General features: G+C 47.3%; 10 protein-coding genes. All 10 read right to left on the reverse strand.

The genetic code is table 11. The features are described 5' to 3' along the window. Window positions 1-197: 197 nt before the first annotated feature. A complete protein-coding gene (locus H7T88_RS19175; protein ID WP_221789927.1) occupies window positions 198-2,000 on the reverse strand; it encodes an adenine deaminase in 1,803 nt (600 codons plus the stop codon). Between the two features lie 387 nt (window positions 2,001-2,387). Continuing rightward, the gene (gene helD / locus H7T88_RS19180) at window positions 2,388-4,763 is read right to left on the reverse strand and encodes an RNA polymerase recycling motor HelD (RefSeq protein WP_221789888.1); all 2,376 of its coding nucleotides are present in this window, start codon (window positions 4,761-4,763) and stop codon (window positions 2,388-2,390) included. Window positions 4,764-5,034: 271 nt separating this feature from the next. Then, window positions 5,035-5,496, reverse strand: a complete 462-nt coding sequence (locus H7T88_RS19185) for a pyridoxamine 5'-phosphate oxidase family protein (protein ID WP_221789889.1) — start codon at window positions 5,494-5,496, stop codon at window positions 5,035-5,037. Between the two features lie 147 nt (window positions 5,497-5,643). Continuing rightward, window positions 5,644-6,711, reverse strand: a complete 1,068-nt coding sequence (locus H7T88_RS19190) for an FUSC family protein (protein ID WP_221789892.1) — start codon at window positions 6,709-6,711, stop codon at window positions 5,644-5,646. 318 nt (window positions 6,712-7,029) lie between these two features. Beyond that, a complete protein-coding gene (locus H7T88_RS19195) occupies window positions 7,030-7,698 on the reverse strand; it encodes an HD domain-containing protein (protein ID WP_221789893.1) in 669 nt (222 codons plus the stop codon). Then, window positions 7,698-9,137, reverse strand: coding sequence for an NAD-dependent malic enzyme (locus tag H7T88_RS19200; RefSeq protein ID WP_154886469.1), 1,440 nt, complete (start codon window positions 9,135-9,137; stop codon window positions 7,698-7,700). Before H7T88_RS19200 ends, H7T88_RS19195 begins: the two co-directional genes overlap by 1 nt. Before the next feature lie 273 nt (window positions 9,138-9,410). Further along, on the reverse strand, window positions 9,411-11,483 hold the full coding sequence (locus H7T88_RS19205) for a beta-galactosidase (protein ID WP_312027642.1): 2,073 nt from the start codon (window positions 11,481-11,483) through the stop codon (window positions 9,411-9,413). 54 nt (window positions 11,484-11,537) lie between these two features. Beyond that, entirely contained in the window at window positions 11,538-12,623 is a 1,086-nt protein-coding gene (locus tag H7T88_RS19210; protein ID WP_260511014.1) for a glycoside hydrolase family 53 protein, read from the reverse strand. A 32-nt stretch (window positions 12,624-12,655) separates the two neighbouring features. After that, entirely contained in the window at window positions 12,656-13,534 is an 879-nt protein-coding gene (locus tag H7T88_RS19215; RefSeq protein WP_090924410.1) for a carbohydrate ABC transporter permease, read from the reverse strand. A 29-nt stretch (window positions 13,535-13,563) separates the two neighbouring features. After that, window positions 13,564-14,454, reverse strand: coding sequence for an ABC transporter permease (locus H7T88_RS19220; protein ID WP_090924409.1), 891 nt, complete (start codon window positions 14,452-14,454; stop codon window positions 13,564-13,566). Window position 14,455 lies beyond the last annotated feature (1 nt).

Genomic DNA, 14,455 nt, shown 5'->3' on the forward strand with positions numbered 1-14,455 from the left:
TAATGTTATATGTAAAAAATCAGAATTTCAGTTACGACTTCAGTCTATATTTCCTTTTAATACTTCGATTCTGTAGACCTAGGAAGCGTTTTCTTCTCCAAACAAAAAACCGCCCGAAGGCGGCGAGGCTTGCAATGAAACATTGATATTTATTACTCGATATCTCTCATTTGATGCTTTACCTTTGCTTTATCTGCTTAATCCACATTCGTTTCATCAAACAAAGAGACCCGTTCAATGCCCTCTGCAGAGATGCGTACCAGTCCGATGTCAGACAAACGCAGTTCAGGAATAACCACCAGCGCCAGCAGCGATAAGGTCATAAACGCATTGTTCAACGTACATCCTGCCGATTGCAGTGCTTCACTGACTGCTGCCGATTGTTCCGCTACCACTTCGAAGGGCTCCACCGACATCAGTCCCGCGATCCGAAGAGGAAACTCGGTTACACCCGCATCTGTTACAACAGCTACACCGCCCTGCATACGAATGACACGATTACCGGCCTCTGCCATAAGTGCATCATCGTTTCCGATGATTAACAGATTGTGGCTGTCATGGGCTACCGTCATGGCTATAGCTGCTGGCGAAGTGAACCCGATCCCACCGACCAATGCCACTGCGCGATTTCCCGTTTGTTTATGGCGTTCAAGCACGGCAATTTTGCATATCTCACCAGCAGCAGGCAGAACCACCTTGCCGCCTTGCACATTCACTTGCACATGCTTCTGCTTCGTTTCCACATGATTTTCCGTCACATGGATGATGCGTGCGCCTATAGTTCCCTCCACAACAGGTGCAGACAGTTCCAGATCCTGCGGCTGGATGTTTGCTTCCAGCTTCACCGTATTGAGCGCTTCCTCAGGATAAGTGAACGTGTCCCACACAGCTGTCATTTTACCGTTCTCGGCTACGACTTGCCCTGCAGCAATCGTTGTGCCTACACGGACATCCGCAAGGCGTCCGTCTAACAAAATAATATCGGCTATGTTACCCGGAATCACCGCCCCGATATCACGCGCCACACCAAAACGTTCTGCCGTATTAATCGTAGCCATCTGGAACGCAGTTACTGGCTTCACGCCCTGGGAAATGGCCAGTCGAACGACAAAGTCCATATGACCCTCTTTTAGCAAAGATTCCGAGCTTCGATCATCCGTTACCAGCATCATTCGCCGGGTATCGAGTCCAAGCTCCGTACATGCTTTAATCGTCTCCGCGACATCATGCCATGCAGAACCCTGCCGCATCTTCGCATACATCCCCAGCCGCAAGCGCTCCACTACATCTTCTTTTGTAACACACTCATGATCTCCTGTCACACCGCTCGCCGCATAAGCAGGCAGACGCCAGTCGTCCGAGGCCCAAGTAAAATGTCCATCAGCCACTTTGCCAGCGCGCAGAGTTGCCTGAATCTCCCCAATCATGGTCTCATCCCCGTACACCACTCCCGGGAAGTTCATCACTTCACCAAGGCCGATCATGTCCGGTCCCCATGATAGTGCCTCTGCTACCTCTTCCGGCCCAATATAAGCTCCTGTAGTCTCCAGCCCTGGGTGAGTTGAAGGTACACATGAAGCTACTTGCATGTAAGCCGCCATGGGAGTAGTACGTGCTTCATCCAGCATGAGCCGCAGTCCTTTAAGCCCAAGCACATTGGAAATTTCATGCGGATCAAAGAATCCACCTGTCGTACCGGAAGGCAGTACAGCTCTTGCGAACTCCGATACTTTCATCTGTGTGCTCTCAATATGGCAATGACCGTCTAATAGTCCCGGAGCAATATACTTTCCATCTGCCTCAATAATGCGGGTATGTTCTCCGATCGTATGGCTTACATCTCTGCCAACATACGCAATTCGTGCCCCTTGCACAGCGACAGACATATCCGGCAAGATTTCCCCTGATATCACGTTAACCAAAGTACCGCCCCGAATCACCAAAGTTGCCTTCTTATCTCCTCGGGCTGTAGCGACCAGATCCGGTACACAATCGGCCATCAGCGGCCGCTCAAAAGCTGTTGTTTTCAAATTACCTGCCTCCTTCGTTAGATTCCCTGTTCCGTTGCCTGCTCTTAAAATTAAAGTATTTGTTACTCATACAATGAATTTTTTTCCCCATCATCATGCAACGCTCCAAAAAATAGATTGTTACGATTATATGAGCCTGAGCTTCGTGTGTAAAGAAAAATTACATCTATTGAATACATGCACAAGGAGATTCACCTTATTTATCAATAACAACTAAGATATGTCTGCTTATGTCACTATTGTTAGCAACTTTCTCTTCATAGCATACACAAAAAAAGGCCAACCAGAACATGTCTGGCTGACCTCATCTTGCAAGAGTATTCACCCCAACATATCGCTCGGAGATTAGTGCTCTTTTTACTCCACACGAGTTGCAGGGATATCTTTCATCTCGTACCACTCTTCTGACTGTGAGGTGATAAATGGACTTGGTTTTCCTAAAGAGTATACATGCAGTAAATGCATTGCCCGGGTACAGGCGGTATAGAATAGCTTACGTTCCTGCTCACGGGAATAGGCATCAGCGGAGCCATTATAGATTAAGACTGCGTCAAACTCCACACCTTTCGCCAAATAAGCAGGAATCACATGAACGCCCTGTTCAAAAGCCAGCGTTGTTTTTTTGATCAGCTTAGGGGCAGTATTCAGCTTTTGACTTAGTAGGTTGTGTACTTCCTGGCTCTCTTCTGCCGTCTTGCAGATGACCGCTACGGATTCATACCCCTCCTGCATCAGATGATGAAGATCTGCCGTAATTTGCTGCACATGCTGCTTTGAATCAGAAGTCACGATGACTTTAGGTTTCTCTCCATTTCGGTTAAACGGGATGATCTCCTCCCCACCAGGAACCATGCCGCGTGTAAATTCCACTATCTCCATCGTAGAGCGGTAACTGCGTGTCAGCACAATAACCTCCGTGTTCTCTGGCCCGTATAAGTCACTTAATGGTCCAGTGCCGCTGAGTACGGATGAATGGGCGTAAATAGCCTGGTTAAAGTCACCCAGAGCCGTAATTTTCGCGTGTGGAAAGAGTCTTTTCATAAAAGCGAGCTGGAAGGCAGAATAATCCTGAGCTTCATCAATAATGACATGGCGAATGTTCGAATTAATATGGAATCCCAGCAACAGTTCGCGCAAATACAGGTACGGCGTAATGTCCTCATAAGCCAACTCCTGGATCCTTAATCTGCGTAACGTCATGGTCGAGATTTCTTCCCAGTGGACAGGCAAAGGTTCCCTGTCAAGCAGACGAACCATCTGCGCCTGATCCTCGAACAGGTTTGCATACAACTGACGGACATCCACAAAACGCAGTGATTTGATCCATTTGCGCAAAGGCTTCAGTCGGTCACTGACCACCATTCTCGCCAGAATCTCTCTTTCTTGCTGAAAATCATCAAACGTATGTGATTTGCCCCTTTGTTTACGTTTCAAGCGTTGGTAAGCGCGCTGCAAATCTTCCGCTTCCATTAGATCAAGCTGCTGATCAACCCACGGTGCACCTAGTTCACCTTTACCAAACGTCGAAAGTTCCTTAAGCAACCAATCGCGTAATAGTTCCAGGCGGCTAACAAGTTTGACAGACGAATCGAAGCTGTAAAATTTCGCTGCCATCGCTTCCGCATCGACAATCGCCTTACCCTGAAAACGAACTGGCTTGAATTTCATGCCTCCCGTTAACATGCTTTCTTTATAACGTGTAATGACTTTCAAAAATGATGCAGAGGACTTGAATCGTATGCTGGACATTCGTGCATCGTAACCAGGCTCCTCCGTTCCTGTCAGCACATATTCCAGCTGGATGAATGGGTCTTCAAGCTGATATTCCCGTCCCAAACGGCGTTCCAGATACTCCTGAAACGTCGTCTGCAACATATTCTCTTCCCCAAGCTCTGGAAGTACCGTAGATACATAACTGTTAAACATCGGGTTCGGTGAAAAAAGAACCATCTGATCCGCTTGCAAATGCTCGCGGTATTTATAGAGAAGATAAGCGACTCGCTGGAGAGCGGCAGAGGTTTTGCCACTTCCTGCTGCGCCCTGAACAATCAGCATACGCGTCCGGTCATTACGAATGATCCGGTTCTGTTCCTTCTGGATCGTTGCCACAATGCTCTTCATCTGTGCATCAGACGTTCGGCTCAGCACAGCCTGAAGCAACTGATCTCCGATCGTTACCCCTGTATCAAACATGAAACGGATACGCCCATCCCGAATGACGAATTGACGTTTCATTTCTATCTCTCCACTAATCTCGCCGCTTGGGGTACGGTAAGAGATCGGTCCAGGCGCACCATCATAATACAGGTTGGAGATCGGTGCACGCCAGTCGTAGATCAGGAAGGACTCCTCCTTCTCGTCCAGCAGGGATGCAATACCCAGATAGATACGTTCCGATTCCGGGTATCCATCCTCCTTGAAATCAATTCGTCCGAAATAAGGTGAATGATGCAGTCGTTTCATTTTATCCAAAGCCGCAGCTGTATTCAGATGACTTCGTTCACGATCGGACAAAACCTGCGATTGTTGCCGCATACTCGTTGACGTCTCCCCGACATCATCGGCTTCACTAAAGTTCATTGTGACTTCATCCCAGAAATCCTTACGCATCCCGACCACTTCGTCACGGAAGGAGCCTACCTCTTCTTCCAATGTAGCGATTTTGCGCTCAATCTGATCAGTCACGGTATTCACCCGCTCCTGTTCCTGGTTCCACTGTTGCTCATTACTCATATGTTATGCGCCTCTCTTTCCCCGGATTGTGTCTTCGAATATCCATTTGACAAGCCCGAAAAGGCAATGGTATAATTATTAGAAAGTAAACATTTTAACTTTATGTTAATTAATTCTAATTTTCTGAAAACCATTTTATATTGTACCAGTGACAACGTCCCGATGCAAGCGGAGACGTTATTTGTTATTTTTGCTTGTGGTCTTGTCGCTTTGTTCATTGATCTAGGAGCTTTACCGCGTCACACAGTATTACCCACATGTGCCTGTCCCTCTACTTCCTCAACTCCTCAATGGTTGCATTCCAGCGTGCTAATGCCCCCGTTTGATCTTTTAATTGAAACGTAATACCAGACGTAATTTCTGCATATGGTGCCTGATCGATCCGAATATGAAGGATGTTACACTCATACCGATCTCGCGGGTGAATCGTGTCCCCGAGTTCAGGAAGTAAACGGACTTCAAGCCTAATATGCAATATACGCTGACCATGCACTGCAATTAACGTAGCCTTACCCGTTTCCATCATATTCATACTCGTTTGTGTCCCTTGCCAGAGCGCCAACCGAAGGCAATCAGGGCTTATAGCGATAACTTCTCCCATGCTGATCATCGCCAGATGAGGCCATTGTCCACCAGTGACGGTTAGTAACTGCATCGCTTCATGCTGTTTGCTCTCCAGATCGCTTCCGCCTAACCATTCCAACAGTTCTGCATCCAACTGCTTGATCTCCATTTCTACCCCTCAGTTCATTCATAATGGTTACCATTGATTCCTATCGATTCTCAGCGATTCAAGTCACTTGCATTCACCGATAGAACAAACAACCCGGACGCTACTGTCCGGGCTTTATATTGCCTATATTGTATCTTATTTTGCCATCTAAGGCCATTTCAGCCAATTTAGCATGTGGTCATGCGACTCTTTATCTTCACTTGAAGTGCGCACATGGTCCGCAAGTCGATTCAACCGCTCCAGCTGATATCCGTAATCGTATATAGCTGCAGCCACAATAGATAACCTTAACATGCCGTCCTTATCGACATCAAACTGGGTAATGGCCTGTTCCATGAAATGATCATTCTCGGTTACAAACAGTGCGGCCTCTTCGCCATTTGGTTTGAGTTTGTCTTCAAATTTGAGCAAGGCATGCTCATGAAATTTAATAACCCGTTCGAGATGGGTATCAAAAAACAAATCCATTTCCGGTGTCCGCTGTGCCTGAAAGTAATGGCGTTCTACCGAATCCAGTACATCGTATCCTTTTTGCAAACTTAACAGCATTTGTTTATATACAACCATCTGACGGGTTTCACTGAACTTGGCACGTTTCATCTTCTTCTGCTCTTCTTCAAACAAATGATACTTGTCAGATAAAGACTTGATCGATCCGCCTAGATTGCTTTTCTCTTCCCGGAAAACAACCTCTTTGATCTCATCGGAGATCGATGTACGAAGAAGCAGTGACATCCCATTAAACACACTCTGAATCTGCTTCACAAACTGCACCTTCGGTTTAGGAGGGAACACCGAGATATTAATCAGAAAGGCGGATACAATGCCCACAAGCGTTAGCAAGAAGCGATTCAGCGCAAAGTGCCAATCTCCTGAAGCTTCCATAATCGATACCACCGTGACCAGTGTTAGCCCAACCGTTTCACCCATATTTAATTTAAGACAAATCATAATAACCAGCACAATAATCAAGCCCACGGCAATGGGCTCGTTGGACAGCACCATCCCACCCAGTAGCGCTACAATTGCGCCCAGCGTGGTCGTCTGCAACTGATCAAGGAAATACTTCCATGAACGATAGATGGAAGGTTGCATGGCAAATATCGCTGCGATCGCGGCAGGCACAGGAGATTGCGGGTTCAAGAACAAACTGCTCAGATATAAAGCCAGCGTGACCGCTATACCTGTCTTAAGTACACGTGCTCCAAATGACATGGCATCTCCCTCCTCTTTCCCGACCTGTTCGTTTACGTTTGATGATGATCATGTTCATTATTACCCCATATTTCTTATTTTGCCCGAATGAGTTCAGGAGAACGATTTATTGTACCATGAGAGCTTATGGCTTTGCATCTTCATTCTCATAAGTCTTAGACACGATTTCAAATAAGTAAATTATTTATACCGCCACTACGAAGACAGAAGAAGCTTCCTTCCCGTTTCTTTTGTCCTGAACCTTGGTTATGTAAGGGTTAATCTAAGAAAGAAAGTCACCACTTAGCCTTTAAAGACCTATGGTGACCTTCTATACATTTATACGTCCGTGCCTTCCCATTCCTGCTTGAACTGCTCCACAAACTGCACCATATACTCATGACGCCGCTGCGCCAGTTCCTTGCCGTAGGATGTATTCATCAGATCTTTAAGCTTGAATAACTTTTCGTAAAAATGATTGATCGTAGTGCTGCGCCCATTGCGATATTCCTCGCGGGTCATCTGTTCCCGCGGCGGTAAGGATGGATCATACATTTCACGCCCACGGGCTCCTGAAAAGGCAAACGTACGGGCAATTCCAATCGCCCCCAGCGCATCAAGCCGGTCTGCGTCCTGCACCACTTGTGCTTCCAACGAGTCGACTGCAGCCCCTTGCCCACCCGCATAGGATATCGTACTGATTATGTTTACTACCACTTCCCGTGTGGAAGGCTCTAGTAGTGGCTGGTTGTCCAGCCAAGTGTTCAGCTTTGCCATACCGGCCTCCAAGCTGTCATTGAGCTTCTCATCCGGTACATCATGCAATAGTGCAGCCAGCTGGCATACAAACGGATCTGCACCCATGTGCCGTGCTAGCCTGACCGCCAGGGCAGTGACACGCTGAATATGTGTCCAGTCATGTCCGTCGGAATGTTTGGAAGCCTCTTCTTGCACAAAGATACGAGCCGCTTCCAAAATGCTTTCATTAGTGGATGAATCTAATGTCATCAGGATTCTCCGCCTTCACGTGCTTGTTCACGCGGGACACGTCTCGCCACACCTGTCTTGATTGCCGCTTCAATAACACGATTGCGCATCGATTTGACAATCTTATCATTAAATACACTTGGGATAATGTAATAACGCGTACGCTCTTCATCTGAGATGGATGAGGCTATCGCTTGAGCAGCAGCCAGTTTCATCTCTTCATTAATTTCCGTCGCCCGGCAATCGAGAACAGCTCTGAACATACCTGGGAAACAAAGCACGTTGTTAATCTGGTTCGGATAATCCGAACGTCCGGTTGCCATGACCGCAACAATATCTTCAACCAAAGCCGGCATAACCTCAGGTACCGGGTTCGCCATGGCAAATACGATAGGATTGTCCGCCATTGTCTGCACATCTTCACGTGTCAATAGATTACCGCGGGACAATCCAATAAATACGTCGGCATCACGGATAACTTCGCGTAGGGAACCTGTCTCCAGATCGGGATTGGTACGTGCCGCATATTCCGTCCATACATCATTATCATAAGAATTCGTACGTACGATCGCTCCGTCGCGATCCACACCGATCAGCCGCTTCGCTCCTGCAGATAATAAGATATTACTGCAAGCTACACCCGCAGCTCCGATGCCACACACGACAATTTTCACCTCGTCGATAGACTTGCCAACCAGTTTGAGCGCATTGATCAGACCTGCATACAATACAACGGCTGTACCATGCTGATCATCATGAAATACCGGAATATCAAGCTCTTCATTTAACCGACGTTCGATCTCGAAACAACGCGGAGAAGAAATATCCTCAAGGTTAATGCCGCCAAATGCAGGTGATATCGCTTTCACAGTGCGAATGATCTCTTCGGTATCCTGTGTATCCAGGCAGATCGGGAACGCATCCACACCTGCGAATTGTTTGAACAGCATCGCCTTACCTTCCATTACCGGCATGGCTGCACGCGGGCCAATATTACCAAGTCCAAGCACTGCACTACCATCAGAAACCACCGCTACGGTATTCCGTTTAATCGTTAATGAAAAAGCTTTGCCGGGCTCTTCTGATATAGCCGAACATACCCGAGCCACATCCGGTGTGTACACACGGGACAGATCTTCCCGGTTGTGAATCGGTGTCTTCGGTGTAACTTCAATCTTGCCGCCCAGATGCAGCAGGAATGTACGATCTGATACGTTAACGATGGACACGCCTTTAAGCTGGCGTACTGCTTCTATAATTTTGCTGTTATCCTGTGAATCGGTGACCGCGACAGTCAAGTCGCGCACACTGACATCCTGATTGGTCGAAATGACGTCGATGGCAATAATGTCTCCTCCAGCTTCCGAGATGGCCGAGGCCACTTCGCCAAACTTGATATCTTTCGTTGTCATTTCCAGCCGAATAATAATGCTGTTGCCGTCCAGATTTCTCTGATTCATTTCAATTCCTCCCAGACAATGAAAGTCTTAAGTTGACAAGTTACGTGTTTGTCTTCGCTACGTGGACACGATTATCCTTTATATTGTCCAAAAAAAGCCCTCAAGTCCCATAAAAGAAAAAATAAAATGGATTGTCCTGGCACCTGTTTGAAGGCTCAAGACAATCCATTTTAATATCTCTCTAGGTGTAACATTCGTTCATTTATCGGAGTGCATTCCTAAGGCTCATGTTTCCGATAAACTCCAATGCCCTATTCATATCTCCCGTTAAACTTACTTACGATTCGCCGCTCTGCGCAATACACGAATGTCGTATGGCTGTAAGTCCAGACTTGATTCAACCGCTTCTCCACTAAGTACATCTGTATACGACGGACCGTCCAACTGAACCTGTTTCTCGTGCTCGGTGTAGTTCTGAATGAACACATAATCGGAATTACCGTCGGTACGAACATGTGCAGTAGTCCCTGCAGCCAAGTCTGATTTCAGACCACGCTCCAGATCCAGTTCAGCAATCAGCTTGCCGTAAAAGTCATCATAGAACGGCGCTTTCATTCGAGCAGCCATGTAATAAGCTTTCCCTGAGCCAAGCTCGTTTACCGTCAATGCTGGACGCCCAGCGTAGAAATCGGAACGATACACGGCCAGTGACCTCGCACCTTCCAGATGGATCAGGTTGCAAAGCTCAATTGCATCATACTCCGAAGTGAGTCCCAGTTCATTCCCCTGCGCTGGAATAATTCCATTGAGTTCACGATCATGCAATCCGTCGATCTCTTCTGACCAGATGCCAAGCGTTTTACGAAGCGGTCCAGGGAATCCACCCAGGAAACACAGATCATTTTCGTTCACAATGCCAGACCAGTAGGTTGCCACAAATGTACCGCCCTGCTCTACAAACTTCTCGATCCGTTCGCCTACTCCTTCACGAACGAGGTAAAGCATCGGCGCCACTAACACTTTGTACTTGGATAGATCAGCTTCCATATCGATGACATCAACCGCTACGCCCTTTTTCCAGAACGCTTCGTAGTGAGCTTCTACCGTCTGCTCGTATTTCACCCCGATGTTGCGTGGACCTTGGGAGTCATTGACAGCCCAGCGGTTCTCCCAATCAAAGATAATTGCAACTTCAGCAGGAACCGTAGTTCCTACAATATCCTCCATGCTCTGCAGTGCTGTACCTACATCGGTCACATCCTGAAACACACGGGTATGCTCTGTGCCTACATGGTCTACTACCGCACCGTGTAACTTCTCGCTTGATCCGCGGCTTTTTCTCCACTGGAAGTACTGAACACTATCTGATCCATGAGCTACCGCCTGCAAGGAGGACAACAGGTGCATGCCAGGACGCTTCAACTTGCTTACATCCTGCCAGTTCGTAGAACTAGGTGTGCTCTCCATGAGCAGGAAAGGCTGTCCGCCTTTGATTGAACGAACAATATCATGCATCATCGCAATCCGGGATGCCTGTTTCGCATCGTCCTCTGCATCATGCCATGTCGGATAACTGTCCCAAGAGAGGAAATCCAGAATGTCTGCGAACTTCCAATAGTTCAAACCGCCGTAAAACTCCATCAGATTCGTCGTTACCGGCAGATTTGGATTTTTCGCCTTGAGTGGCTTCGTTTCATGAACAATGAAATCCGCTGTCTGATCCGTTACGAAACGACGCCAGTCCAGATTCATCGCATGAACCTGAGTTTCGCCGTGTGGTGCCGGAGACTCGACTTGACTCCAATCCGTTACCGTATGGCTCCAAAATGTTGTCCACCACGCATGATTCAATTCATCTAGTGTTTTGTACTTGTTTTGAACCCAGCCGCGGAAGGCTTCCTGACAGTAATCACAATGACAGTCTCCTCCGAACTCATTCGAGATATGCCAGCCGATGACAGCCGGGTGATCCGAGTAACGTTCCGCCAGCTTGCTGTTCATCGCCGTTACTTTTTCCCGGTACACCGGAGAGGTATAACAGTGGTTATGGCGGAAACCATGCAGATTACGAACCCGATTTTCCGAGACACGCAACACTTCAGGATATTTTGCCGACATCCAGGCCGGTCTGGCACCGCTTGGTGTTGCGAGGAACGCATAGATCCCGTTCGCGGCAAAACGGTCCAGCACCTGATCCAGCCATTCAAACGTATACACGCCTTCTTCCGGCTCTAGGGATACCCAGGAGAAAATACCGATGGACATCACATTACACTTCGCCAGTTTCATTAAACGAATGTCCTCTTCAAGTACCTCTGGATAACGAAGCCACTGCTCCGGGTTGTAATCAGCACCATGAAGCATGTGCGGGGCTTTGGAACTTACGGGTGGAAATTTGTACGTCATTTATGAAAAACTCCCTTGCTGTTGAATTACGATAATTTACCTAATGCATATCTTTTAAACAAAAGTTGTAACATTCAATTCTTGCGCCGCAGTTAACGCCTTAAATGATTCAAGCTTGCGCCCTTTAAAATCAAACATCGTCAGATTACCCCAGTTGTTCGGGTGCCCCACAGACCATTCTTCTTTACTCGGAATCCACGCAGGCTCCCAATAATAGAATCCATGGCCCAGACCGCCGGGAACATCACGAATAATCTGTAACATATCCTTCAGATATCGGGTTTGTCCTTCTACCGTTGCAGGATAACCTGGCAGCAGCATGTCTTCCTGATTCATGATCCATTCGATGCCTTCTGGCTGTTCCAGCGTCCACGGGTATGCCGTTTCAACCACGTTAATTGGTTTGCCGTAGCGTTTGGCAAGATCATTCAAATTGTCACGCAAGGCATCCAACGTTCCATGCCACCAAGGATAATAAGACAGACCGATGACATCAAACTCTACACCTAACGCCTCGAAACGATCATAGAACTTACGGCTTTCGGCATTGTCGCCGCCGCGGTCAATATGAATCATGATTTGAATGGAGGGATCAACGGATTTAACCGCTGCAATACCATACTTCACAAGCCCTGCAAAACGTTGCCACTGTTCGTCTGTATCATGCTCTTCACCACCGACACGTCCATCATCCCATAACATGCCTGGCGTAATTTCATTACCAACCTGAACCATATCCGGCAAAGCGTCGTGTTCTTTCAATGTGCGAAGCACATCCGCCGTATATGTGCATATAGCCAGTTTAAGCTGTTCGTAGGACAGGTTCTCCCATGCTTTCGGTTTCCACTGATTCGCGGGATCAGCCCAGCGATCAGAGTAATGGAAATCGAGCAGAAACTGTAATCCCTGTGCCTTGATTCGTTTGGCTACTTCTACCGTGCGCTCCAGATTACAGTATCCGCCGACGGGATCATTCCAGATGCGAAGCCGGATAGCGTTAGTATCATTTAATTTGAGAATGGTCAGCAGATCTTCTTCTTTGCCATCCACATCACGATATGTTCCCCCATGCTGTTCGATCTCGTCCATAAATGACACATCCATGCCGAGAACAAATGGTTGATTGGTTGATGAATTCAAAATATCAGCCTCCAGTGATTAGGGATTGAGGCTCAGCCTTTTACTGAGCCCAGTGTCATACCTTTTACAAAGAAACGTTGCAGGAATGGATACACAATGAGAATCGGCGCACTTCCGATAAAGATTTGGGCTGCACGCACCGTCGTTTGCGAGATCGTTGCCATTTCCTGCGGATTCATCGCCATCGTGCTCATGTCACGTTTGATAATGACCGTCTGCATGAAGGTTGCCAAAGGATAATCTTTCGCATTGTTCATGTACAAGAGACCGTCAAACCACGAATTCCAGTGAAACACCATGCTGAACAGTGCAATCGTTGCAATGGAAGGCATAGAGATCGGCAGGAAGATGCTGAACAAGGTTCTGAAATGGTTCGCTCCGTCAATCAGTGCCGCCTCTTCCAGCTCTTTCGGAATGCCGCGGAAGAAGTTAAGCATCAGGATGACCAGGAACGTATTGACTGCACCCGGAAGCACCAGCACCCAGAAGGAATCCATTAGACCAATCTTTTGAATAACCATGTAGAACGGTACCAAACCGCCGTTGAAAATCATGCTGAAGACGAAAATCCAGGAGTATACCGTTCTGCCTTTGAACTCACTATTTTCCTTGGATAGCGGATATGCCGCCAGGAAAGTAATCAGGAGTGTAATACCTGTACCAATGACGGTACGAAGTAGTGAAATCCAGAGTGAGTTCAGGAAAATCGGATTATTCATTGTTTTTTTATAGGCTTCGAGGGAAAACCCTACCGGCCAGAGACTGACCAGATTTGCATCTGCCGCAGCCTTGTTACTGAAAGATACAGCCAGTACGTGAATCATTGGCACAATACACATGATAGCAATCAGAATAAGAAAACTGATATTGATGACATTGAAAATGCGATATGATGGTGATTTATGATACATCGTAGTCCCTTCCTTCTCTGTTCATTCGATTAGAATATGCGGTATCCGGCGTATTTCTTGGCCAGGCTGTAGGATACGAGGATCAGAACCATACTAATGACCGATTTGAACAATCCAATTGCGGTTGCAAAGCCCATCTCTCCATTTTCCAACGCCGAGCGGTATACGAATGTATCGATGATGTCTCCTGATTGATATACGAGCGGATTGTACAAGTTGAAAATCTGATCGAATCCTGCATTGAGTACGTTACCCAAAGCCAGCGTTCCAACGACCATCAACATCGGTACAAGTGACGGAATCGTAATGTGGAGCGTTTGCTTCCAGCGGTTTGCTCCGTCGATCTCTGCCGCTTCATACAGCGCCGGGTTAATGCCGGCGAGGGCAGCCAGGAAAACAATCATGTTATACCCGAATTCCTTCCACACATCCGTCAAAATGATCGTTGGTCGGAACAAACTGTTATCTCCAAGGAAGAAGTAGGGTCCGAGGCCAAATGTGCCGAGCACCCGGTTTACAAGTCCTCCCGTCGACAACAGATCAAGCAGAATTCCGCCCAGGATAACCCAGGACAAGAAGTGAGGCAGATATACGAGCGTCTGGATCGTACGCTGAATGGCCATCTTGCGAACTTCATTGAGCAGAATGGCGAACACAAACGGGACAAACAAATTAAAAATCAGTTTGAGTACCGCGATGATGAGGGTATTCCAGATAACCTGCAAACTATCATCACGTTCAAATAAATATCTAAAGTTATCAAGCCCGACCCAATCCGAGCCGCTGATACCCATCCATGGTTTGTAGTCCTGGAATGCCATAACGATTCCGCCCATAGGCACATAACTGAAAATAATCAGAAAGATGATGGCTGGCAGCAGCATTACGTGGAATGGCCAAGTTCGTTTTAAAGTTCTCATG

Source organism: Paenibacillus cucumis (ex Kampfer et al. 2016) (assembly GCF_019748695.1).
GTDB lineage: Bacteria > Bacillota > Bacilli > Paenibacillales > Paenibacillaceae > Paenibacillus > Paenibacillus polysaccharolyticus.

Excerpts from the sequence above, each read along its gene's own strand:
- H7T88_RS19175 (WP_221789927.1), bottom strand. The coding sequence starts at position 2,000 with ATGGCCGATTGTGTACCGGATCTGGTCGCTACAGCCCGAGGAGATAAG.
- H7T88_RS19215 (WP_090924410.1), bottom strand. The coding sequence starts at position 13,534 with ATGTATCATAAATCACCATCATATCGCATTTTCAATGTCATCAATATC.
- H7T88_RS19200 (WP_154886469.1), bottom strand. The coding sequence starts at position 9,137 with ATGAATCAGAGAAATCTGGACGGCAACAGCATTATTATTCGGCTGGAA.
- H7T88_RS19185 (WP_221789889.1), bottom strand. The coding sequence starts at position 5,496 with ATGGAGATCAAGCAGTTGGATGCAGAACTGTTGGAATGGTTAGGCGGA.
- H7T88_RS19195 (WP_221789893.1), bottom strand. The coding sequence starts at position 7,698 with ATGACATTAGATTCATCCACTAATGAAAGCATTTTGGAAGCGGCTCGT.
- H7T88_RS19220 (WP_090924409.1), bottom strand. The coding sequence starts at position 14,454 with ATGAGAACTTTAAAACGAACTTGGCCATTCCACGTAATGCTGCTGCCA.
- H7T88_RS19205 (WP_312027642.1), bottom strand. The coding sequence starts at position 11,483 with ATGACGTACAAATTTCCACCCGTAAGTTCCAAAGCCCCGCACATGCTT.
- H7T88_RS19190 (WP_221789892.1), bottom strand. The coding sequence starts at position 6,711 with ATGTCATTTGGAGCACGTGTACTTAAGACAGGTATAGCGGTCACGCTG.
- helD (WP_221789888.1), bottom strand. The coding sequence starts at position 4,763 with ATGAGTAATGAGCAACAGTGGAACCAGGAACAGGAGCGGGTGAATACC.